General features: G+C 66.9%; 15 protein-coding genes. 3 read left to right on the top strand and 12 right to left on the bottom strand.

Features of this window, described 5'->3' with window-relative positions:
* Positions 1-290 precede the first annotated feature (290 nt).
* Together A7D17_RS01230 and A7D17_RS01225 are read left to right on the top strand one after the other, a co-directional pair.
* A complete protein-coding gene (locus A7D17_RS01230) occupies positions 291-1,355 on the top strand; it encodes a glycosylasparaginase (protein WP_064507415.1) in 1,065 nt (354 codons plus the stop codon).
* The gene (locus A7D17_RS01225; RefSeq protein ID WP_064507414.1) at positions 1,352-2,098 is read left to right on the top strand and encodes a copper homeostasis protein CutC; all 747 of its coding nucleotides are present in this window, start codon (positions 1,352-1,354) and stop codon (positions 2,096-2,098) included. The genes A7D17_RS01230 and A7D17_RS01225 overlap by 4 nt, the downstream gene beginning before the upstream one ends.
* Before the next feature lie 226 nt (positions 2,099-2,324).
* Here the strand turns inward: A7D17_RS01225 and A7D17_RS01220 are convergent, their stop codons facing one another.
* Positions 2,325-3,401: a sialidase family protein gene (locus tag A7D17_RS01220; RefSeq protein ID WP_064507413.1), complete on the bottom strand. Its 1,077-nt coding sequence runs from the start codon at positions 3,399-3,401 to the stop codon at positions 2,325-2,327.
* A gap of 470 nt (positions 3,402-3,871) precedes the next feature.
* On the opposite strand from A7D17_RS01220, the gene A7D17_RS01215 reads away from it, so the two are divergent.
* The gene (locus A7D17_RS01215; RefSeq protein ID WP_064507412.1) at positions 3,872-4,192 is read left to right on the top strand and encodes a RebB family R body protein; all 321 of its coding nucleotides are present in this window, start codon (positions 3,872-3,874) and stop codon (positions 4,190-4,192) included.
* Between the two features lie 63 nt (positions 4,193-4,255).
* On the opposite strand, the gene A7D17_RS01210 is transcribed toward A7D17_RS01215, so the two are convergent.
* The 11 genes from A7D17_RS01210 to A7D17_RS01165 form a co-directional block, all read right to left on the bottom strand.
* Positions 4,256-4,456, bottom strand: a complete 201-nt coding sequence (locus tag A7D17_RS01210) for a hypothetical protein (protein WP_064507411.1) — start codon at positions 4,454-4,456, stop codon at positions 4,256-4,258.
* Positions 4,457-5,194: 738 nt separating this feature from the next.
* Positions 5,195-7,030, bottom strand: a complete 1,836-nt coding sequence (locus A7D17_RS01205; protein WP_064507471.1) for a glycoside hydrolase family 35 protein — start codon at positions 7,028-7,030, stop codon at positions 5,195-5,197.
* Positions 7,031-7,483: 453 nt separating this feature from the next.
* Positions 7,484-9,826, bottom strand: coding sequence for a GH92 family glycosyl hydrolase (locus A7D17_RS01200; RefSeq protein ID WP_064507410.1), 2,343 nt, complete (start codon positions 9,824-9,826; stop codon positions 7,484-7,486).
* Positions 9,827-9,936: 110 nt separating this feature from the next.
* The gene (locus A7D17_RS01195) at positions 9,937-11,400 is read right to left on the bottom strand and encodes a glycoside hydrolase family 125 protein (RefSeq protein ID WP_064507409.1); all 1,464 of its coding nucleotides are present in this window, start codon (positions 11,398-11,400) and stop codon (positions 9,937-9,939) included.
* Between the two features lie 276 nt (positions 11,401-11,676).
* The gene (locus A7D17_RS01190; RefSeq protein WP_064507408.1) at positions 11,677-13,101 is read right to left on the bottom strand and encodes a 6-phospho-beta-glucosidase; all 1,425 of its coding nucleotides are present in this window, start codon (positions 13,099-13,101) and stop codon (positions 11,677-11,679) included.
* A complete protein-coding gene (locus A7D17_RS01185) occupies positions 13,098-14,039 on the bottom strand; it encodes a carbohydrate kinase family protein (protein ID WP_239692112.1) in 942 nt (313 codons plus the stop codon). Before A7D17_RS01185 ends, A7D17_RS01190 begins: the two co-directional genes overlap by 4 nt.
* Complete coding sequence (locus tag A7D17_RS01180; protein WP_064507406.1) at positions 14,018-15,385, bottom strand: APC family permease; 1,368 nt, start codon at positions 15,383-15,385, stop codon at positions 14,018-14,020. Before A7D17_RS01180 ends, A7D17_RS01185 begins: the two co-directional genes overlap by 22 nt.
* Positions 15,379-17,292 (bottom strand): beta-galactosidase, encoded by a 1,914-nt coding sequence (locus tag A7D17_RS01175; RefSeq protein WP_064507405.1) that lies wholly within the window; start codon positions 17,290-17,292, stop codon positions 15,379-15,381. The genes A7D17_RS01180 and A7D17_RS01175 overlap by 7 nt, the downstream gene beginning before the upstream one ends.
* Before the next feature lie 81 nt (positions 17,293-17,373).
* Positions 17,374-20,283 carry a TonB-dependent receptor gene (locus tag A7D17_RS01170; protein ID WP_239692115.1) on the bottom strand — a complete coding sequence of 970 codons (2,910 nt, stop codon included), beginning with the start codon at positions 20,281-20,283 and terminating at the stop codon, positions 17,374-17,376.
* A gap of 322 nt (positions 20,284-20,605) precedes the next feature.
* Positions 20,606-20,980 carry a hypothetical protein gene (locus tag A7D17_RS23825; RefSeq protein ID WP_153041870.1) on the bottom strand — a complete coding sequence of 125 codons (375 nt, stop codon included), beginning with the start codon at positions 20,978-20,980 and terminating at the stop codon, positions 20,606-20,608.
* Positions 20,977-23,637, bottom strand: a complete 2,661-nt coding sequence (locus A7D17_RS01165; RefSeq protein ID WP_064507404.1) for a glycoside hydrolase family 3 C-terminal domain-containing protein — start codon at positions 23,635-23,637, stop codon at positions 20,977-20,979. The genes A7D17_RS23825 and A7D17_RS01165 overlap by 4 nt, the downstream gene beginning before the upstream one ends.
* Positions 23,638-23,641: the final 4 nt, after the last annotated feature.

Here is a 23,641-nt window from a genome sequence, read left to right as displayed (position 1 = left end):
CCATCGCCGCAGCAGCGAGTGTGCAACTCAGCCATCGCCGACATCCGCGTGCCGAGTCCACTGACCTGCATCGCGTCGACGTCCGTGCAGGCTGTCTTTCGCGACAGCCGCTGGCCGAAGCTGCGACCCTGCGAAAGGAGGCGCGGCTATGCGCGTGATGCCCGCGGCGGTTATGCCTCAATCCGCATCGCGGCGCGGGGTAATGCGGTTTATCCGCGAGCGTTGCTGCCGCATGATGGGAGGCTGCGGCGCAATGCGCGGCATCTGTTTCCGTTACGGAGTTCGCCTGGATGATTCAACGTCGTCATTTCCTCAAGAGCGCTACCCTGGGCGCCATCGCTTCCGGCCTGGCCGGATGGGGCGCACGTGCGCACGCCGCGGCCACCGGCACGGCGGCGGTACGTCCTGCGGCATTGCCCAACGGGCAGGCACGGGTGATTTCCACCTGGGATTTCGGCGTGGCCGCCAATCAGGCCGCGTGGAAGCTGCTGAGTGCCGGGGGCATGGCGCTGGATGCGGTGGAGGCCGGCGTGCGCGTGCCAGAAGCGGACCCGAACAATCCGACAGTGGGCCTGGGCGGGTATCCGGATCGCGATGGGCGGGTGACGCTGGACGCCTGCATCATGGACCACCTGGGCAATTGCGGCGCGGTGGCGTCGCTGGAAGATGTGGTGCATGCCGTATCGGTGGCGCGCGCGGTGATGGAAAAGACTCCGCATGTGATGCTGGTCGGCGACGGCGCGCGGCAGTTCGCACTTGCGCAGGGCTTTGAGCAAACCAGGTTGCTGACGCCGAGTTCGGAAGCGGCGTGGAAGGCGTGGTTGAAGACCTCGAAGTATTCGCCGGAAGCCAATGTCGAAAACCGCGCCTGGCGCGACGCCAAGCTGCCTGGCGGTAAAGACAACCATGACACCATCGGCATGATTGCGCTGGATGCGCACGGCAACCTGTCCGGCGCGTGCACCACCAGCGGCATGGCGTGGAAGATGCACGGGCGGGTCGGCGACAGCCCGATCATTGGCGCTGGTCTGTATGTGGACAACGAGGTGGGCGGCGCGACCTCCACCGGCGTGGGCGAAGAAGTGATCCGCAATGTCGGCAGCTTTGCAGTGGTGGAAATGATGCGACAGGGCAGGTCGCCGGCCGATGCCTGCCGCGAGGTGGTAATGCGGTTGATCCGCCGCAAGCCGGAGCTGACGCGCACGCTGCAGGTGGGATTCCTGGCGATGAACAAGCGTGGCGAGGTGGGTGCGTTCGCGATCCAGAAGGGCTTCAGCTACGCGGTCTGCGATGCGCAGCGGCAGGACCTGTTAGTGCCTGGCGAGAGCCATTACCGCAGCGAGCCGGCGGCATGAGTGCGTTGGGTCTTGAAGTTGCGGCCGATTCGGTGGCCTCGGCGTTGGCCGCGCAAGCAGGCGGTGCGATGCGCGTTGAGCTGTGCGGCGGGCTGGATGGCGGTGGACTGACCCCGTCGTTCGGCACCTTGGCGGTAGTGCGCGCGCGCTTGCAGATTCCGCTGTATGTGCTGATACGCCCGCGCGTGGGCGACTTCGTGTTCAGTGCCGATGAGGTGGAGGCGATGCGCCGCGATGTGCAGCAGTGCGTTGCGCTGGGCTGCGATGGCGTGGTGCTGGGCGCGCTGGATCGTCATGGCCAGGTCGATATGGACACGATGCGCGTGTTGATCGAGGCGGCTGGCCCGCTGGGCGTGACCTTCCATCGTGCGATCGACGTCAGTGCCGAGCCTGCGCGCGCGCTGGAAGATGCGATCGCGCTGGGCTGCGAACGCGTGCTGACCTCCGGTGCGCGCGCCAGCGCCATCGCGGGCGTGGACGTCATCGCCGCGCTGGTGCAGCAGGCGGCCGGTCGCATCGGCATCATGCCGGGCGCGGGTGTCTCCGAGCACAATGTCGCCAGCTTGCGCGCACGGACCGGTGCCTGCGAATTCCATGCGTCTGCACGGGGTCCGGTGGCTGCGCAGGTGCCGGCGCCGCATGCCTACATCAGCGACCTGGGCGGCGATTACCAGCGTACCGACGCGCAGCGGGTGCGCAGGATTGTGGACGTGTTGAGCGCGTCGGCTGCTGCAGCTGGCTGAGCGTTCCGGGTTGCTGCTTTACATCTGGTGGAGCGCGGCCCTCATCCGCCCTTCGGGCACCTTCTCCCGCGGGCGGAAGAAGCAACGTTGATCGATGGCGGCGGGGGCGCTGGACTGCGGGGGCGTCGAGACACTGAAGCGCAGCGTGTCGCGATGCCGGGACAGCGCCGGCGCGAGGCGCGCGTGATCGACCTGGTACCGGAACCTCGCATCGCCTCAGCCGTTGTCAGCTGCCGTTCTGGCCCGCAAGCAGCGTGGGGTCCAGGACCACGTGCTTGATGCGCTGGCGCTTCCAGGTGTAGCTGATGTGGACCAGGCCGTCGCGTGTCTGGATGACCGCTGGGTACGAGAATTCGTCCTTGGCGCTGTCCTCCAGCGTCACTACCCGCTGCCAGTGCACACCATCGTCCGACAGTGCCACCGCCAGTGTGCCGCGTCCCTCCCACCAGTCCCTGCCGGCGATGGCCGGGTTGTAGACCAGCAAAGCGCGACCGTCGCGCAGCATCACCGCGTCGGTGCCGGAATTGGGGTTCTGCACATCCAGCAATTGCATCGGCTGCCAATGCAGGCCGCCATCCTCGGAGAAGGTGCTGAAGAGGTTGTTCTGCTGGCTGCGGCCCAACGCCTGGACGCGGCCGTCGGCATGCAGCAACAGGCTGGGCTGGATGGCGCCGATCACGCTCGGATCGTTGAGCGGCATGCCGCGCTGCCAGTGCGCGCCGTCGTCGTCGCTCCATTCCAGATGCGCGCGCCAGCCGCGGTCTTCGCTGCTGCTGGGCGCCAGGATGCGCCCGCTGGGCAACTGCAGTGGCTTGTTCTTGATCGGGCCAAGGATGCCGTCGGGCAAGCGCTGCGGCGCCGACCACGTCGCGCCGTTGTCCATGGAGGTGAGCCGCTGCCCCCACCACTGCCGCGGGTTGGGGCCGAGTTTGTAGTACAGCTGTACCGGCCCGGTAAATGGTTGGAACAGCACCGGATTCCAGGCCGGCACATCGGTCCCTTGCTCGCCGGCGTGCGCGCCGTCGGCGAGGCGTTGCGGAGTCTGCCACTGCTGCGGGCCACGCCGTGCGAGCCAGATGCCGACGTCGGGCGCGCCTTCGCGTGCACCGCCAAACCAGGCCGCCAGCAGCTGCCCATCGCGGGTTTCCAGCAGGGTGGAGGCGTGCGCCTGTGGCGTGGGGGCGGGGTCAGCGATGAATTCGCTACGCACGATCGGCGACGCCGGAAACACGGGAGAGCGTGCCTGCGCGCTGCAGGCAGCAAGACCGGCAACAAGGCAGGTCAGCAAGCGCGTGGAAAACATCGGGGTCCTGTGCGGTGTGGATTCAATAAAGACCTATTTATCATCTATTGAATACCTGTGCCTTGGTCATCCCAGGCGCAGGCCCTGGTCGCCGACCATGTGCGGCCAGGGCAACCGGTCGAGCGCACCAGCGCGGCGGTAGGCAGGAACGTCGTGGGCGTTGGCATGTCTGTGATGTGTCGGGATGGCCACGTGCGCCGATGCCAAGGCCTGCGACACGTTTATGCCGCACAACTGCTGGTGCTGGCCTCGTGCTGTGGCTTGATCGCCATGGGTGGCCCGACGGCACATCGGGAGTGCGACGTGCATTGCGAAGCTGCATGGCGCGGATTCAGCGGTACGCCTGTGCGCCGCTATCGAAAAGGCACCGCAGTGCGCTGCAGCCTGGCCTGTGTATCGCGACGCCGCGCGCAGGTCGTTGGTGGTCAACGCGCATCACCTGGTGCATTGCGTCCACTCAGGAGCCGAGCATGGTCTTTCCAACTGCAGTCAATCAACAGGTGACCGATGCCGTCACCCAGTCCAACGTCAAGGTTGTAGGCGAAGCGCCGGCGGTGGCGATGGGCTCGCTCTACCAGGCAATGGCACAGTCGACCGGCGTCCTGTTCCAGAACGCCGTCGCGGCGCAGCAACAGCAAACCACCCTGGCCCAGGCCGCGGCCAATCAGGGCGTGACGCAGGTCTACAACGTGGATACCACGGCGGCAGCCGGTGCCGGCGCAAAGAGTGCGCAGACCGGCGTAGCCGACAACCTGACCAGCCTGCTTACGGTGCTCCAGGCGTTCAAGTGAGCAAGCCGCCGGCCACTGACGATCGCAGATCGCGCTCGGCAGTGGTTCGCGTATTCGGTGTGCTCAGGCCGCGTTGTCGTCGCGGACCTGCGGCGGCAACAGCGTCTGCGGCTTCTTTGCCGACTCGGTCTGGCACAGGAAGGCCATCCGGTGCGCCGCCTCGGTGCTGTCCATGGGCTTGCCGTGGACCTGCTCGGCGAACGCGTGCTGGGTGTGTTCCGCATCGGCGGGAATGGGGTCTTGCGTAACGGTGGACGACGACATGCAACGCTCCTGGAACCTGCAATCAAGCCGTCTACGTCGCAAGCAAGCGCATCCGTAACGGGGTCAGCCGGTGATCTTGCCTGGAATCTGGTCCGCCCGATACCAGAGTGGCAGCGGGCGGTGCAGGTGCACCGGACTCCCAGATAACGGCGCGCAGGGCGCGGTCTGAAGGGGGGGCGTCTTGGGGGCAGACGCGGCGTTGGCCGGTGGTGGGTTTGGCGGCGATGCAGGAGGGGGGGCGATCTGCCTGTGTAGTGACGCTGCTGGCGGGACAGTGGATGTGTGGGATGTGTACGGCCGGCTGGCTGGCCGAATGCGGTGATGACGTGCGTGAGGATTGCTCCGAACCCGAACCCGAACCCGTCTCCCGAGGACAGCCGGGTTTGATCCCTTCTCCCCTTGGGAGAAGATGCCCCGCAGGGGCGGATGAGGGTGCGGCGTCGCCTGGTGTGCCTCGAGTCGCGCACATCACGCACTGGGACAGTGCTGGCGCGCGCTGTTGGCGTCCAAGGACATGATGGGTCTAGCGGGGGCCGCGCGCCGCGATCCGGTATCGGCCGATTGCCTCGTACCCTCACCCAAACCCCCGCTCCGCGGCCCGGCCCGCGTTTGCGGCGCGGGCGCTCCAAGGCACACGCGCCAGTGGCGCGTAAGCCGTGCCTTCTCGCATCGAGGGGAGAGGGGCCTTTATGACCGCACGTGCCTGCCACCGTCTGGGTCTGCGCGACGGTGCCGCGATCAATTCTCCGGTTTGATCCACACCTGCTGTTGCAGGCCGCGCACGCTGGGTTTGGCGGTGCTGTCCAGGTCGAACACCACCACGGCGTTGTCGCCCTTGCGCTGGAACGGCGCTGGGAAATACAGCGCCGTCTGCGGCCCGATGGACCAGTGGCGGCCCAGGTTGACGCCGTTGGCCCAGGCGATGCCCTTGCCGAAGGCGCGCATGTCCAGATAGGTGTCGGTGGGGGTGCCGATGCGCAGGTTGCCGCGGTGAAAGGCGGGGCCTTGCACCGGCTTGCGGGTCCAGCCGCGCAGGCTGTCGGGTGAGCGCATCGGCAGCGGGAAGGCCTGCCAGCCGGTGAGTTGTTGCTTGTCCAGCAGTACCGGGTCGACCAGGCCGGCGCGGCCGTCGGCCATGCGCGGGCCGTAGTTGATGCGGCCGCTGTTTTCGACCAGGACATCCAGCGTGTGTTGGCCAGCCGGAATGTCCACGTCGGTAGAGACCTGCTGCAGCCGGCGTTCGACGCTGCCGACCGGTTGTTGATCGACATAGACGCGTGCTACGTCGCGCACCTCGCCCAGATACAGCGACCCCTTGCGCGGGCCGGTGATGGTAGTGCGGTAGAGGATGTAGCCGTAGTCCTGGCCGAAATGCTCCATCGGCTGTGGGGTGTCGATGGCGATCGGCGTGGGCAGGTTGTCCCATAGCGAGGCCGATTCGCGCAGCTGGGTGTCCGGCAGTGCGGCCATCGCAATCGGTGCCGGCAGCGCGGGCGGCTGCACGCCGGTGACGCGGGTGATGGCATCGCGCATCAGTGCGAACTTGGGCGTGGGCTGGCCGGCTTCGTCGAGGATGGCGTCGTAGTCGTAGCTGGTGGTTTGTGGTGCGTAATGGTCGCTGGGATTGCCCTGGAAATTGGCGCCGTTCATGAAGCCGAAACTGGTGCCGCCGATGAACATGTAGAGGTTGGCCGAATGCCCCTGGCGCAGGATCCACTCCAGTTCTTCGGTCTGTTGCCTGGCATCGGTGCTGGCGTGCGGCGTGCCCCAATGATCGAACCAGCCGGCCCAGTATTCGCCGACCATGCGCGGTTGCTCGGGGCGGAACTTGATCAGTTTGTCAAACGCGCTCTTCGCTTCGCCTGGCGCGAAATTCACCACTGCCAGGGTGTCGGGCAGGGTGCCATTGGCGAGCATGTCCGCGCCGTCGGAGGTGAACAGCAAGGCCTTGTCGAAGCCGGCCTTGACGAACATGGCGCGGGTGTCGGCCATGTAGGCGTGGTCGTCATCGTAGGAGCCGTATTCGTTCTCCACCTGCACTGCGATGATCGGGCCGCCATTGTGGTTGAGCAGCGGTTGCACCTGTGTTGCTACCGCGTCCAGGTAGGCCTGGCTGGCGGCCAGAAAGCGCGGGTCGCGGCTGCGCACGCGGATGTTGTCCTTGCCGAACAACCAGGCCGGATACCCGCCGGCTTCCCATTCGGCACAGGCGTAGGGGCCGGGGCGCAGGATCACGTTGAGGCCTTGTGCGGCGGCTTCCCTGACGAAGGCGGCGACGTCGTTGTTGGCGGAAAAATCGAACTGCCCTTGCTGCGGTTCGACCAGATTCCAGAACACGTAGGTTTCCACCGTATTCAAGCCGAGTGCGCGTGCTTTCTGCAGGCGATCCTTCCAGTAGGCGCGCGGAATGCGCTGGAAATGGATGGCGCCGGACAGGATCTGGTACGGCTTGCCATCGCGCACGAACTGCGTGCCCTGCGTGCCGAAGGCGGGCCAGGACTCGGGTGTGGCAGCGCCGACGGGCAGCGCGAGCGCCAGGGCCAGAACCAGGGGAGCAAGAGTGGTGCGCAGCATGGAGGTCTCGATGTAGGTGGGGCCGGTGGTGCGGGTGGATGGCAGGCGCCGGTGTTTGCGTTCTGCCCTCATCCGCCCTGCGGGCACCTTCTCCCGCTTGCGGGAGAAGGGAAGAGCAATGCCGCTTGCGGGAGAAGGGAAGAGCAATGCCGCTTGCGGGAGAAGGGAAGAGCAATGCCGCTTGCGGGAGAAGGGAAGAGCAATACCGCTTGCGGGAGAAGGGAAGAGCAATGCCGCTTGCGGGAGAAGGGAACAGCAATACCCGCTTGCGGGAGAAGGTAAGAGCAATACCCGCTTGCGGGGGATAGGAAGAGCAATCTCCGCCTGCGGAATGAGAAAGCCACTTCCACTAGCGAATGGACAAGCGATCGCTGCTTGCATAGGCGGGGAAGGGCGTTCCCTGTTCGCGCAGCAAGAACCGAACGCGCCGCTCGCGCAAGCGACGCACCGGCGTTACGCGAACGACGGCGGCAGATCCTTCCTGTCTGCGCCGAAGGCCGGGTTCGGCTTGGGCCCCATCGCAAATTCCAGCGTGCCGCCGGCGGCCAGCTCGGTGTGACGTAGCCAGGCACGGGTGAGCGATTTGCCGTTGAAGGTCAGCGACTGCACATAGACGTTCTGCGCGCTGTTGTCCTTGGCCACGATGCGTAGTGTGCGGCCGTTGCCCACGTCCAGGGTGGCGCGCTTGAACAACGGGCTGCCGAGCACGTAGTTGCCGCTGACCGGGTCCACCGCATACAGGCCCAGCGCGCTGAGCACGAACCACGCGCTCATCTGCCCGCAGTCCTCATTGCCGGACAGCCCGTTGCGCGCGTCGTGGTATTGCTCGCGCAGCAAGCGGCGCACCATTGCCTGGGTTTTATACGGTTGGCCTGCGTAGGCGAACAGATACGCCACATGGTGGCTGGGCTCGTTGCCGTGTGCGTACTGGCCGACCAGGCCGTCGATATCCGGTGGCGCATCGGCCGGCAGCTCGGAGCTGGTGGAAAACAGCTCGTCCAGTTTGGCGACGAAACCCTCGCGGCCGCCGTACAGGTCCATGTAGCCGTAGAGGTCGTGCTGGTTGAGGAAGGTGGCCTGCCAGGCGTTGGATTCAGTGAAATCGCGCCACTTGGCAATGTGGCCCATGCCGCGCGGGTCAAACGGTGTGGCCCAGCTGCCATCGGCAAGCCGCGCCTGTACGAAGCCACTGTCGCGGTTGAACACGTTGCGGTAGTTGCGCGAGCGTGCGCGCAATACGCGTGCATCGTCGGTTGCGCCGGCCGCCTGCGCCAGGTGCGCGCAGGCCCAGTCGTCGTAGGCGTATTCGAGGGTGCGGCTCACCGCTTCGTCCACTGTGTCGGCGGGGATATAACCGAGCGTGCGGTACTCGCCCAGGCCGTGGGTGGTGTCGTCCATCGCACGTTTTCGATACGCCGGCCATGCAGCTGTGTAGTCGATGCCGGTAAAGCCCTTTGCATGCGCTTCGGCCAACACCACGGCCGAGTGGTAGCCGATCATGCAGCCAGTTTCCACGCCTTGCAGCGGCCAGATGCCCACGCCGTCCGGGCATTCGTTGGCGCCGCGTACCAGGCATTGCACCAGGTCGGGCACGCGCTCGGGCTGCACCAGGGTGAGCAGCGGATGCGCGGCGCGGTAGGTGTCCCACAACGAGTAGGTGCTGTAGTTGTGGTAGCCCTTGGGTGCGGTGTGGATCTGCAGGTCCATGCCGCGGTAACGGTTGTCCACGTCGCTGAACAGCGTCGGCGCGAGCAGGCTGTGATACAGCCCGGTGTAGAAAATTCGCCGTTGTGCCTCGTCGTCGGTTTCGATGCGGACGCGGGCCAGTTCCTTTTCCCAGGCGGCCACGGCCTGTGCATGCACGCGCGCGAAGTCGAAGTCCGGCAGTTCGGCGTCCAGGTTGGCCAGCGCGTTGTCGGCGCTGACGGCGGAGATGCCAACCTTGATCAGCAAGGGCGCCTGGGAGGCATCGGGGAAGTGCAGCGCGGCCTTGAGGTGGGTGCCGTCGCGGCTGTGCGTGCCGGCGGGCAGCGCCTGATCGTCGTCGTACAGCTGCACGCTGGCGAACGGCCGCGACAAGCGCATGGCGAAGTAGATGTAGCGCCCCTTGGCCCATTGATAGACCCGGCGCCCGCCGGTCAGGGTTTGCGTGTCGACCACGCGCAGCTGTGCATCGCTGACGCGGGTGGGAATGCCCGGTTTGTCCTGCATGCCATGGCACAGGTCCAGCAGCACATGCGCCGGCTTGCCCTTGGGGAAGTGGTAACGGTGCAGGCCGGCGCGCGCGGCGGCGGTGAGCTCGGCATGCACGCCGCTGTCCTTCAGACGCACGCGGTAATAGCCGGGCGAGGCGGCTTCATCGCTATGGTCGTAACGCGAGCGGTAGCCCGCATCCGGGTTGTCCAGCGGGCCGGGCACCAGCTTGACCTCGCCGGTGGCCGGTACCAGCAGGAAATCCAGCATGTCGCCGATCCCGGTGCCGGAGAGATGGGTGTGCGAAAAGCCCATGATCGAGCCATCAGACTCGTGATAGCCCGAGCACGAATCCCACACCGCGTTGTAGGTATCCGGGCTCAGCTGCACCATCCCGAACGGCAACGTGGCGCCTGGGAACGTGTGGCCATGGCCGCCGGTGCCGATGAAGACATCCACGTGACGGGTGAGGTCGGCGCGTGTGCGCGCATCGGCGGGCAGCGCGTAATTGCCGGCGCGCGCACGCGCCAGGCCGGGCAGGCCCACGCTGCCGAACAGTGCTGCGGCGATGGCGCCTTGGAGAAAACTGCGTCGTGTTGCCATGTGTGGTTGCTCTCGGAAATCATGGGCCGGTGCGGGAGCGCCCTCATCCGCCCTTCGGGCACCTTCTCCCGCATACGGGAGAAGGGCTGGGATCAGGCGTTGCGCATGGATCAGGCGTTGCGCAGAAGCTGGGGTTTGCGTTGGTGCAGGTCGATGATCAGTTCGCCGAACAAGGTGTTGGCCCAGGCGAACCAGTCGCGGGTAAAGGTGCTCGGGTTGTCCTTGTGGAAGGCCTCGTGCATGAAGCCGGTGCCGGCATGAGTGGTCTTGAGCCACTGCAGGCACTGGCGCAGTTGCGCGTCGTCGTCGCTGACCAGCGCGTACTGGATGATCGACATCGGCCAGATGGTGCCCATGCCGCTGTGCGGGCTGCCCACGCCCTCGGCGGCGGTGCCGCGCGAGAAATACGGGTTGCGTTCGCTCCAGGCCAGCTGGCGGGTGCGCAGGAATACCGGATCGGCGCGGTCGCAGCAGCCCAGGTAGGCGAGGCTGAGCAGGCCCGGCGCGTTGGCGTCGTCGATAAACAACTGGTTGCCGAAGCCATCCACTTCGAAGGCCCAATACGCCTGGCCATCGCTGTCGCGTTGCTGGCCGAACTGGCGCGTGGCGGTTTCCACTTCATCGGCCAGTGCGGTGCACTCGGCGGCAAACACGGCGTCGCGATGCAGTGCGGTGCTCATCGTGGCCAGCTGCCGCAGCGAGGCCACCGCAAACAGGTTGGCCGGCACGAACAACGGAAACACGCAGGCGTCGTCGGAGGGACGGAACATGGAGTGGATCATGCCGTTGGGTTTGGTCGGCTGGCCGTAACCTTCCAATACCAGGGTTTCGGTGGCGAGCGGCGAGGGGCGCTGGAACACGTACGGGCCGCGGTTGTCCTTGCGCTGCTGCTCGCGGAAGGTGCGCACCACCACGTGCATCGCCTCACGCCAGTCATCGTCGAACGGCGCGGTATCGCCGGTGGCGCGCCAGTATTCGTGCGCGATGCGGATCGGGTAGCACAGCGAGTCGATCTCCCACTTGCGCTCGCCCACGCCGGGCTTCATCTCGGTGATGTCGTTGAGCGACCACTTCAGGCGCTGGGTCTGGCCATCGGGAAGGAACGCGTTGGCGTACGGATCGAGCTTGATGCAGGCGGCCTGGCGCTGGATCAGGCCATGGAACATGCGCCGCAACGCGGGGTCATGCTTGGCCAGCGGCACGTAGGGATGCACCTGCGCGGAGGAATCACGCAGCCACATCGCATGGATGTCGCCGGTGATGACGAAGGTGTCCGGCTTGCCGTTGCGGGTGCCGGTCTCCACCGTGGTGTCCAGCGTGTTGGGGTAGCAGTTCTCGAACAGCCAGGCCAGCTCGGGGTCGGCGATGCGCGCACTGACCTGCGCGATCTGCTGCTCGACCGCCTTGCTGACAAAGCGGCGCTGCGCCTTGGGCGGACGCTTGCTGACGAAGGCGCCAGCGGCGATGGGGGTACCGGCAGCGGGCGCGGCCGCGAAGGCGGGCAGGGCGCTGGCCAGCAGGCCGGCACCGGCGCTGGTGCCGAGCAGCTGAAGGATGTCGCGGCGGGTATGCATGACCTCAAGACTCCATGGGTTCAACCTGCGATCCGCACGATGGTCCTCCCTGCGCTGGCGACTGCGAGACGGCAGCCTGGGCGATGAGACCTATGCATGACCAATTCCCGATGACCATACAACGTGTGCGACGAAACTGCATAGTGCGCTCGCACAATTCGGGGCGCGGGCGCCGCCGCATGTCTGCCAGCGCAGGTGGCGCGGCGCGACTGGAGAAGCGGGCACTGCCGTCAGCGTGGTGCCGGCCAGCCACGCCGACGGCCGCGGGCCGGCGCATCACCCAGCCGCATGCCCGCGCCAGTGCGCCGGGCCTGCGCACTGGCCGTCGTCGTGGTCGTGCCCGAACAAGGCGTCGAGCAGGCGCTGCGACGGACTCCACTCGCCGATCGCCGGATGGATCAGCATGGCCTTGCAGGCATCGCGATGGCTGCCGCTGAGCGCGGCCTCGATCGCGGCGTGTTCGTAGGCCTTGAACGCGCGCACCAGGCCATGCACCGCGTCCGGCAGGGGCGCGGCAGGAATCGGCACGATGCTGTCGCGGTCGATGTCTGCGGCGATTTCCACCACATCGTCGTCGGCCAGCTCGGCCATCGCGCCGCGGTTGCGCACGTTGACCACATGCCGGCCCGGGCGCGCGCCGGTCAGCGCGCTCATCACGTCCACCGCGATGCGGTGATAACCGGTGCTGGCGCGGAACGGGTCAGGCTGCGGCGCCATGTCGGGTGCGAAGGCCGAGCCGGCTTCGGCCTCCAGCTTCATGTACGAGCCGGAGCGCTGCGCCAGGTAGGCGCCGTAGGTCTGCACCGCGCCGGCGGTGTCGCCGGCCTGCAGGCGGCTGCCCAGGTCGCCGATCAGGCTGCGGTTGAGCCGCTCGATCTCGCCACCGCGGCTGGCGCCGCTGGCGCGCTGGTTGTCCAGGGCGCGGCGGCGCTCGTAGAAGAAATACAGGTACTCGGTGGGGATCAGCCGCAAGGCGCGCAGCATCTGGACATCGAACAGCGGCGCCAGGTAGAGCTGACGCAGGATGGCGTCGTCGCCGAGGATGCGATCCATGATGTCCTGCCCGCGCAGGCGCACCGCACGGATCCAGCCCAGGTGGTTCAGGCCGACGTAATCGCATTCCACGTCGGACGCCGGTTCGCCGAGCGCACGGGCGATGTTGTGGAACAGCTCCACCGGGGTGTCGCAGATGCCGACCACCCGCGCGCGGGTATGTGCGGTGATGGCCTGGGTGACCAGCCCGGCCGGGTTGGTGAAGCTGACCAGCCACGCGTCCGGACTCAGCCGCTCGATCATGCGCGCCTGCTCGATCGCCACCGGCACCGTGCGCAACGCCTTGGCCACGCCGCCGGGGCCGGTGGTCTCCTGGCCGGAATAGCCGTGGCCGATGATGGTCTGCTCGTCGGCCGCGCGCTGGGCGATGCCGCCGATGCGGATGCTGTTGAGGACGAAGTGCGCGCCTTCGATGGCCGCCTCCAGCGAGGGCGCCGCATGCACCTGCAGGCTGCCGCCGGCCTCGGCCACGATGGCGCGGCCCATCGCCACCATCAAGGCCAGGCGCTCCTGGTCGGGGTCGTACAGCACGATCTCGCGTGCGCCCAGCGCTTCGGCCGCTTCGTTGACGCCGTACACCACCAACGGCGTGCGCACGCCGCCGCCGCCGATCAGGGTCAGCTTGCGATTGTCGACAGAACTGCTCATGGAACGTCCTCAGTGGGGGAGAAAAGGGGAGGGAGGGAAGCCAGACCGTCCAGCGCGCCCAGCGCGCTGCAGCACGCCGCACCGCACCGGCAGCCCTGCCGGGCGGCAGCGTCCAGCGACAGCCCGTGCAGGCGCGCGGCGATGAAGCCGGCATCGAAGGCATCGCCGGCGCCGGTGCTGTCGCGCAGTTGCACCCGGGGCGCGGGAATCGAACGGCCGCCGGCGGCATCGACGACCATCGCGCCGGCAGCACCGTGTTTGATCACCACTTCGCGCAGGCCTTGCGCCTGTGCCCAGGCCACGCAGGCGTCGACGCTGTCGCCGCACCCCATCAGCGCGGCTTCATTGTGGTTGGGCAGGAACCAGGTCACCGCGCGACAGGTGGCGCGGTTGTCCGGGTCGGCGAGCCATTGCGGGCTGAAGCCGACATCCAGCGACGTGCTGCAGCCGGCGCGCGCCAGCTGCGGCAGCACGCTGCGCGCGACCGTGGCCGGCAGCGGCAGTGCGAAGTGCACATGCGTGGCCGCACACAGTGCAGCGATGGTGTCGTCACGCAGCAGCAACCCAGCCAGGTCGGCATTGGCGCCGGCATAGGTAAAGAACGAACGGTCGTCCTGCAGCGAGACGCTGGTGGTCACGCCGGTACCGCCGGGCGAGTCGACCAGTCCGTCGGCCGAAACGCCGAAGTCGCCCAGGCGGTGCGCGAACAGCGCACGGTCCTGCGCACCGATCGCGCCGATCACGCGCACGTTGCAGCCCAGCTGCGCCAGCGCGCAGGCGGTGATGAGCGTGCCGCCGCCGAGTTCGCGCCGGTAGTGCTGCGCGAACGCTTCCTCGCCAGGCGCCGGCCAGCGTGCGAAGCCGCTGAAGATGTGGTCCAGGTAGACCTCGCCGACCACCGCGATCTGCACAACGCTCATTGCGGCTGGAACGGCCATGCGTGCTCCCTCCGTGCCTGCAGCAGATACACCGCGCTACCCACGCACAGCGCCAGTACCGCGGCGAGCACGCGTCGCCCCGGGCTGGTCGCCAGCAGGTAGACCCAGCCGAACACGCTGATCAGCAGCGGCCACGGATACAGCGGCATCGCAAATGCACGCCTGCGGCGCTTGCGACGCAGCAGCACCACCGCCAGGCATTGCGCCAGAAACTGGAACAGGATCTGGATGATCATCAAGGTGGCGATCAGATCGTCCAGCGACAGCAAACAGGCCAGCGTGGAGGTCGCGCCGACGAACAGCAGCGACACGGTGGGGAAACCGCCGCGCGGATGCAGCCGCGCGAACACGCCGAAGAACTGACCGGCCGCAGCGGCGGCGTACGGCACCCGCGAGTAGCCCAGCAGCACCACCAGCGCCGAGCCCCACGCGGCCAGCGCGATCAGCGCCACGGCCACCGTGGCGCCGGCCGGGCCGTAGATGGCCTGCATGAAGTCGGCCATCACCGCCTTGGAGTGCGCGGCCTGCTGCCAAGGCAGCACTCCGAGCAGGGTGATGTTGAGACCCAGGTACAGCAGCGCCACGATCGGGATCGAGAGCAGTACCGCGCGCGGAATCGTGCGCCGCGGCTGGCGGATTTCCCCGCCCAGCATGCACACGTTGTTGTAGCCGCCGTAGTCGTAGACCGCGATCAGCGCCACCGCGCCAAAGCCCAGCCAGAACCCATGCGGCGAGGCGGGGCGTGCGTGCAGGAATGCGTCGGCGATGCGGATATCGAAATGCAGCACGCCGCTGCCGATGATCCACAGGCAGGCGCCCAGGACCACCGCGCTGACCAGCAACGACAGCAGCTGCACCGAGCGCACCTTGCGGTACAGCAGCAACGTGTTGAACGCGCACAGCGCCATCGCGATCGCAGTGAGCCGGCTCTGGCTCAGCCCAGGCATCAGGAACGCCAGGTATTGCGCGCAGCCCACCGCTGCCGAACCCACCGACAGTGGCGCGGTCAACAGCGTCTGCCACAGGTAGAGAAAACCGAACAGCCGCCCCCAGCGTTCGCGCCCGTAGGCCTCGCGCAGGTAGTGATACGGCCCGCCGGAGCGCGGAATCGCCGCACCCAGTTCGGCCCACACCAATCCATCGCATATGCACAGCAGCGCGCCGGCGACCCAGCCCAGCAACACCGCCGGCCCGGCCAGCGCCGACAACGCCAACGGGATGGTGATGAACGGGCCGATGCCGATCATGTTGAGCAGATTGGCCGACAGCGCGCTCCAGACCCCGAGCGTGCGCGGCGGTGCCGAGGCCTGTGGATTCGCCGGCAACACGGTGGGTGCGGTCAGCATGCGGTTGGCTCTGCATGCGCGATTGCTGCTGAGGTTTTCGCCTTGCGTGTCGAGGTCAGCCCGTCTGCGCAGTGAATCGCGGTGGGTTGCAGCCGATGCAGGTCCAGCACCAGCACTGCGTTATTGCCTTGCTTCAGCCACGCGCCAGGGCAGAACAGACACTGTTGCGGGCCGATATCCCAGTAACGCCCGAGCAGGCGTCCATTGACCCACAGATAGCCTTTGCGCCATTGGCTCATGTCGATGTAGATGTCGCCGACGGTTTCCAGCGCGATGTCGGCTGCGAAGAACAGGCCGGGCCGTGTGGGTGGCCCCTGCAGCGCACGTAGTGCAGGCGCGTTGTCGCCATCCAGCGGCAAGCCATGGACCTGCCAATCGCGCAGTTCCTTGCCATCCAGTTGCACCGGACCGAGCAAACCTTTTGCATCACCCAGGGCGGGGCCGAAATTGATATGGCCGAAGCTGTCGACCAAAACATCCAATGTGCGTTCATCGGGCGTGGCCTTGGGTAGCGCCAGCTGCGATGTGCTGTTGAGGCGCGCGTGCCGCATGCGCGAGACATGGCCGATTTCCTCACCATCGAGTTGCACCGTCGCGTAGTCGTGCACCTTGCCAAGCTCCAGCTGCCTGCCGGCCGCGATACGGCGGCGGTACACCACCACTCCCAGGTTCTGCTTGAGCAGGGTCTGGTTGTCGGTGGGCCGCTCGGTGTGTACCGGCCCGGTGCTCAAGTTGTCCCAGAGCGCGGCGACCGCGCGAGCAGTGACCGATGCGAAGCGTGCGCGCGGTAGTGCCGCCGGGATCGCTGGCAGCGCAGTGCTGCTGTGCTGGGCAATGATCTTGCGTAGCGCCACGTAGGCAGGCGTGGCGCGGCCGCCTTCGTCGATGGGTGCGCTGTAGTCGTAGCTGGTCAGCGCGGGCTGGAATTGCGAACCATCGTCTTCGGCATTGGCACCGGCGCTCACGCCGAAATTGGTACCGCCGTGCACCACGTACAGGTTGAACGATTCGCCTGCGGCCATCAGCTGCTGCAACATCGATGCGTAATCGCGCTGTGCGAAGGCGTCCTCGCCCCAATGCGTCAACCAGCCCGGATAGCCTTCGGCCACCCACACCGGCGCATTGCCTGCGAATTGCGTGGCCGCCTGCAGGTCTGCCATGTCCGCACCATCCAGACCCAGCGCCGCGCCCGGCAGATACGCCTTGCGTCGGCGCAGATCCTTCATGCCTTCGGCCAACGAGAACGGGCCATCGATGCCATGCGCGCGCCACAGCGCGGCCAGGGCCTGCAGGTAGCCCGCATCGGCGCCGTGCATGTTGTATTCGTTTTCGATCTGCAGCATCAGCACCGGGCCGCCGGCACTGGCCATCAGCGGTGCGATCCGCGGTGCCACCGCAGCGATATAGCGCTGCACCGCCGCCATGTAGCGCGCGTCGGTCCTCTCGCGCAGGCGCATGCCCGGCTCGCGCAGCAGGTACGGTGGCAGCCCGCCCAGCGTCCATTCCGCGCAGACATAGGGACCGGGGCGCAGGTACACCCACATGCCTTCCTGCTGGCACAGCCGGATGAAGGCGACGAAGTCGCGCTCGCCGGTGTCCAGATCGAACTGCCCCGGTTCGCGTTCCAGCGCGTTCCACATCAGATACAACGCGATGGTATTCAGGCCCATCGCCTTGGCCATGCGGATGCGGTGCGGCCAATCGGCGCGCGCGATGCGCAGCGGATGCATTTCGCCGCTACGCAGCTGCCAGGGCTGCCCGTCCAGGGTGAAGCGCCCCTGCACGAATCCGAACGCATGCGCCTGCCCATCCGGTTGCGGTGCATGCAGCGACGGCGTTGGCGATACCGCTGCCGCCAGCCCGAACGGGGCGAGCAGGCCAAACGTACACAAGGTCCTGCGCTTCATGGTGTCTCCAGCCAGGGGAAGGACGCAGCCGCGTTGCAGCGCGCCGCGCGCCGGTGGGGCGCGGCGCTGCATGCCGGTGCGCTAGAACGCGTACTTGACCGTCAGCAAGGCGGTACTGCCGGCATCGACGATGTCGGAGATCGCCAGGTTCCGGCGGCCCACATGCGCCCAGTAGCTGTATTCCTTGGTCAGGTTGGAGATCGACAGGTCCATGCTCACGCCGTTGTCGAAGCGGTAGCCGGTGTGCAGATCCACGCGCCGGGTGGGGCGCGCCCACAGGTCGTTCCACGGCGCGCCTTCGTGCAGGAAGTCGTAGCCCAGCAGATACGAACTGCTGAAGTGGTAGCTCAGGTTCAACGAGAACCCGCTGTGTTCGTAGAACAACTCCAGGTTGGCCATCGCCGACGGGGCCGACTGCATGTGCTCGTTGTCGAAGCCGTCCAGGCCGAGATCGGCGCGCGCATGCTGGCGGGTGGCGTTGGCGCTGATGCCCAGGCCATCGAACGGAGCGGGCAGGTCCTGGAATTTCTGTCGCGCGGCCAGCTCCACGCCGTAGATCGTGCCGTCGCCGCCATTGGTGGGCATGTGGTACAGCACCGTGCCGCTGCCGGTGGTGCTGCCGTTGGCCTGGGCCGAGCCGGCATCGTAGATGTAGTTGCGCAACTGCTTGTAGAAGCCTGCAAGCGAGAAGAAGCCGCCGCGCTCGGTGGACCATTCGCCGGATAGATCCAGGTTGGTGGACTCGATCGGCTTCAGGTCGGGATTGCCTTGGGTGATGGTGGTGACGCCGTTGGAGATGCCGATCTGGCTGCCACCGCCCAGCTGCACGAATGCCGGGCGGGTGTAGCTGGTCCACAGCGAGGCGCGGTAGGCGGTGCGCAGATCCGGCCGCCAGGTCAGGAACACGCTGGGCAGCGGCTCGTTGTAGGTGGTGCTGTTATGGGCGAAGTTGCCGACGACCTGGTTGCCGTCCGCATCCACCGGGGTCACCCAAAACGTGTTGTCGATGGCGGTGTGCTCCAGGCGCACGCCCGGTACGATATCCAGGTTGCCGATGGTGAAGGTGGCGCTGGCATAGGCCGCGCTCACCGCCTCGGTGCCGCGCATGGTGTTGCAGTTGAAGTTGTTGACGTAGAACGCGCTGCCGCAGGTGTCCAGATCGTCGTCGGTGAGGTGTTGCGCAATCACGCCGGCCACTGCCGCTTCGCTCACGCGCGGCGTGTTCCAGTCGTATTTGCCGGGAAAGATCGAGGCGTAGGTGCCGGTGAAGATACCCAGATCGCCGAGCGTGGTGGTGCCATCCACGCCGCCGGTATACCAGTCGCGGTTGCTGAAGCTGCGACGGCTCCTGCTGTATTTCACCCCGAACTGCAGCGAGCGCAGCGCGCCATCGGCAAAGTCGTAGCGGGTATCGAAACGCGCGCCGCCTTTCTTCTGGCCGGAATAGATCTTGGTCAGTTCGCCATAGCTGCTGGCATACAACGCCGGGATGTTGTTGACCTGTGCTTGCAGTGCAGGGGTGAGTTGCGGATACGGGAACGCACCGCCGCCGTAGCGCACCAGGGTATTGCCGGAATAGGGGTAGTTGTCCTGGGTGAACTTGTCCTGCCTCCCGTCGATTTCGACATGGTCGGGGCGGTCGTTGTCGCCGAAGCTGTAGAACACGTTGGGCATGAAGGTCCAGCCGCCCACGGTCTTTTTCGCACCGATCTGGAAGGTGGCCAGGTCGGCGATTTCCGGATTGGTTTCGTACCAGAACCGTGCCGCGATGCGGCCGATGTTCGGTGTGAAAACCCCGGCTGTGCCGGTCGGCACATAGCTCACGTCCTGCGGCAGCAGCTGCACGAAGGTGGTGCCTTGATCGGTCTTGGCATAGGCGTAGGTCATGCGTGCGTACAGCGACAGGCTGTCGTCCACATGCCAGTCGAACGAGGCATTGCCGCCGTAGCGACGCTCCCAGCCGGCAGCGATGCCGACGTTCATGCCGGTGCTGGTGAGGTTGTGTTGCGGATCGAAACCGGCTGCGTTGCGGCCGTCGGCATCGGTGTTCAGATATTCCCACGAGCCATCGTTGAGCGCGCTGGTGGCCGCGGCCACCTCGCTGTTGGTGGTGGTGCGGTAGTCGTAATACGCGCTGGCATACATGCCGAACTGTTGCGCGTCGCCGAACTTGTGCTGAAACTCACCACCGAAGCCGCCGCCCAGGCCGTCGCCGCCGTAGTCACGCGCACGGCTTTCCACCCGCCCGCTGCCGGTGACGCTGCCGCTGGTGATGTCCTTGAAGTCGTAGGCGGTGGGTGTGCGGAAATCCAGCGTGCCGCCGATCGCATCGCCGTCCATGTCGGCGGTGGAGGTCTTGTTGGCGACGATGGTCTGCAGGCCGGTGGGCGGCAACAGGCTCAGTTGCACGCTGCGGCTGTACGGCATGCCTTGCGCCACGGTGACGCCGTCGATCATGTTGACGTTGTATTCGGACGGCAGCCCACGCACCGAGGCGAACATGCCTTCGCCGCGTGCGGCGCCATCGATGCCGCCGAAGTACCCCGAGCCGGTGCTGGTGATGTTGATGCCTGCGATCAGGCCTAGCGCTTCGGCCACGTTGTGCACGGCGGTGCGTTGCAGGTCGTTGGCCGACAGCACATCGACGGTGTTGGCCGCATTGATCTTGAGATCGCTGGCGTCGTAACGGTTGCGCACCACGCTCACCGCCTTGAGTTGCTTGACCTCGTCCAGTGCGAGGTCCACCGCAGCGGTACCGCTGCCATCGACCTGGATGCGGGTGTCTGCCGCGCTGAAGCCCGGGTAGTCCAGCGCCAGTGCGTACTGCCCGGCCGGCACGTCGTGGATGACGAAGTGCCCGCGCGCATCGGCCACCGCGCTGTATGCGGTACCTGCGATGCGCACCCTTGCGTTGGCGGCCGGCTTGCCGCTACTGCGTTCCTTGAGGGTTCCCTCTACCGTGCCTGCCACGGCGCAGGCCGCCGAGGTCATGCCGGTCACGGCCAGGATCGCCACGATCAACTGCTTGCGGGTCAAACGCTCACGCTTGTGCACATGCCACCTCGCCAGATGCTGGGCCACGTTGCCGGGGGCAACGGCCTTGCGATGCCTTGCGTCAGGGCAGACGGTCTGCACGGCGGTGCGCGCGCACGGCATCGCACGCCACGCGGGATGCGTGTGCCAATGGCCGAACGGAAAGGGCGCCGGAGCGTCTGCCAGCTAGAACAGCGTTGCAGGCGTCAGCGGCGTGGCGGCGAGTAGCCGGCGATGCACTTGGAACGCGAGCGCATGGCGCTCAGTTTGTAGTGCTTGGTCATGCGGGCTGCACCGGCATGGCAGCGATCACGGCAACACAGGTGCGCTGGTCGATACGACGTTGCTGCATACAACCCTCTCCCAGTGCGCGTGCGGTGTGGAATGGTGTTGCCGTCCAGGTGTGTCGTGCGTGTTGCCGATTGCCCAGGGCATCGGCTGCCGACCGCAGCCAGTGATAGACCTCATGCTTGGGTCTGTCAAGCAGGTGTGAAGTGTGTGCGGACATCATCGTCTTGCTCGCCGATTGCGCACCAATTCGGCCGCAAAACGCCGCGATGTCGCTCTCGTGCGGTGCACCGCAACACGCGTGCATGAGGTCGGCGACGACGGCCCTCCTGGCCGCCGCCGGTTGCGTATCAGACGCGCCGATCATTTCGGCAACGGCGAGCGTCCTGAAATCGACAAGGCTGCCGCCTCGCCGGCGGCGCCGGTGCCGGGCTGGCCACCGCCGACGAATATGCGGTAATCGCCGGCTTCCACCGCGCGCTGGCCGCTGCGGTCCACGTCGCTGAGTGCACGCGCATCCAGCGTAAAGCTGAGTTCGCGTTGTTCGCCGGGCTTGAGGTGCACGCGTTGAAAGCCGACCAGGCTGCGCAGCGGCGATTGCGGGCGATCCGGATACTGCAGATACACCTGCGCCACTTCATCGCCGGCGCGGCTGCCGGTGTTGCGCACCGTGGTGGTCACCTGCAGCGTGTTGCCGGCGTGCAGCGTGGTGGTGGACAGGCGCGGTGCGTCGTAGGCGAAGCTGGTGTAGCTCAGCCCATAGCCGAACGGAAACAGCGGCTCGCCCTTGAAGTAACGGTAGGTGCGGCCCTTCATGTCGTAGCTGACGTAGGGCGGCAGGTCCTTGGTGGAGCGGTAGAACGTCACCGGCAGGCGCCCGCCGGGATTGTCGTCGCCGGCCAGCGCACGGGCGATGGCGGTGCCGCCGGCCTGTCCCGGGTACCACGCGGCCACAATCGCATCGGCATGCGTCTTGGCCCAATTCAAGGCCACCGCGCTGCCGCTCATCAACACTACCACCAGCGGCTTGCCCGAGGCCTTGGCGCGCTCCAGCAAGGCCTGCTGCGGGGTGGGCAGGGCGATGTCGTTGCGGTCGCCGCCGTCGAAGCCAGGCACGTCGATACGCAGCTCCTCGCCTTCCACGTCCGGCGACAGCCCGACAAAGGCCACCACGGCGTCGGCCTGCGCCACCGCCTGCTCGGCCTCGGCCAGTTGCGCGGCGGCCGGTGCCAGCCATTCCAGGCGCACGCCCTGGTCCTGGCCGCGATGTTCCATCTCCAGGCGGATCTTGCGCGGGCGCGTATCGTCGAAGTGCAGCACGGTTTCCACGCTGCGGCCATCGGCGTTGTGCATGCCGGCCGGCACGTGCTTGTCTTCGGCGTTGCCGGCAACCACCAGCTTGTCGTCGATGTACAGCCGCACCGGGTCGTGCCCGGTGCAGTCGAAGCAGCGCGCCACGCGCACGGCCAGTGTGTAATCGCCCGCGCCCGGTGGCAGCAGTTCGCCGCTCCAGCGCACTGCGTAGCGATCTGCCGGCACGCCCTTGGCCGGGCTGACCTGGTCCCAGTTGAAGCTGACGGTGCGGTCCTGGCGCACCACCGCCGGGTTGCCGCTCATGTCGACATTGTCGAAATATTCGCCACGCAGGCCCGGCGCGCCGTCGTTACGCAACGCGGTCTCCGGAATCATGCCCGGCACGCCGGTGGCCAGCGGCGCGCCCTGCGCGTAGCGCACCTGCTGCGCACCGAAACGCGCGCGCAGGCCCAGCAGCGGTGTCACCGGCTGTGCGGAGGTGCCCTGGTAGTTGGCTTCCAGCGCGGCCAATGCATCGGCGTTGGGGCCGAGCACCGCCAGCCGCGTGCCTGCCTTCAGCGGCAGCGTGGCATCGGCGTTCTTCAGCAGCACGATCGACTCTGCGGCGGCCCGCAGGGCCAATGCACGGTTGTTGCGGGTGTCGATGTCCTTGGCGCCCAGCCGCGCGTACGGATCCTTGCGTGGGGCTTCCAGTTCGCCCAGGCGGTAGCGGGCGGCGAACAGGCGCACCAGCGATTGATCGAGCAGGGCTTCGTCCACTTCGCCGCGTTCGATCGCCGTGCCGAGGTCGCGATAGGCATGCCCGCAATTGAGATCGTGGCCGGCCTTGAGTGCGGCCGCCGACGAGCCGGCATTGTCCGGACGGAAGTAGTGGAACTGGGTCATGTCGTCCACCGCGTCGCAGTCGGACACCACAAAGCCCTTGAAGCCCCAATCGCCACGCACGCGGCCATTGAGCAGCCAGTCGGCCGCGCACGCCGGGGTGCCGTGTAGCGAGTTGTACGCGCACATTACCGAGCCGGCCTGTCCCTCGACCAGCGCAGCGCGGAAGGCCGGCGTGTAGGTCGCTTCCACGTCGCGTGGCGACACATCCACGTCGAAACCATGCCGGCCCGGCTCCGGGCCGCTGTGCACGGCGATGTGCTTGGGCGTGGCGATCGTCCGGGGGTGGCTCAGGTCATCGCCCTGCAGGCCGCGGATGAAGCCCACGGCCATTTGCCCGGTGAGAAATGGATCTTCGCCGTAGGTTTCCATGCCGCGGCCCCAACGCGGGTCGCGGAAGATGTTGATGTTGGGCGACCAGATGGTCAGCCCGGCGTAGCGCTTGTGGTCCTTACCGGGGGCGCCGGCCTGGTTGAACTTGGCACGCGCCTCGGTGGAGACCACCGTGCTCACCTGCTGCATCAGCTCCGTGTTCCAGCTGGCAGCCAGGCCGATCGCCTGCGGAAACACCGTGGCGTAGCCATTGCGTGCGATGCCGTGCAGGCCTTCGCTCCACCATTCGTAGGCGGGAATGCCCAGGCGCGGAATCGCCGGCGCATCGTTCATCGCCTGGGCGACCTTTTCCTCGCGGCTCATTTGCGCCACCAGCGCGGCGGCGCGCTGTTCGGGTGTGCCGCTGCGGTCGGCAGGCGCGGCGAGGGCGATACAGGGCAGGCCAAGGCTCAGGCCCAGTGCCATGGCAAGACGCGAGACAAACACGGATGACATCGAT

The organism is Xanthomonas floridensis (assembly GCF_001642575.1).
In the GTDB taxonomy this organism is placed as follows: domain Bacteria; phylum Pseudomonadota; class Gammaproteobacteria; order Xanthomonadales; family Xanthomonadaceae; genus Xanthomonas; species Xanthomonas floridensis.
This window is presented reverse-complemented; position numbering and strand designations above follow the sequence as displayed.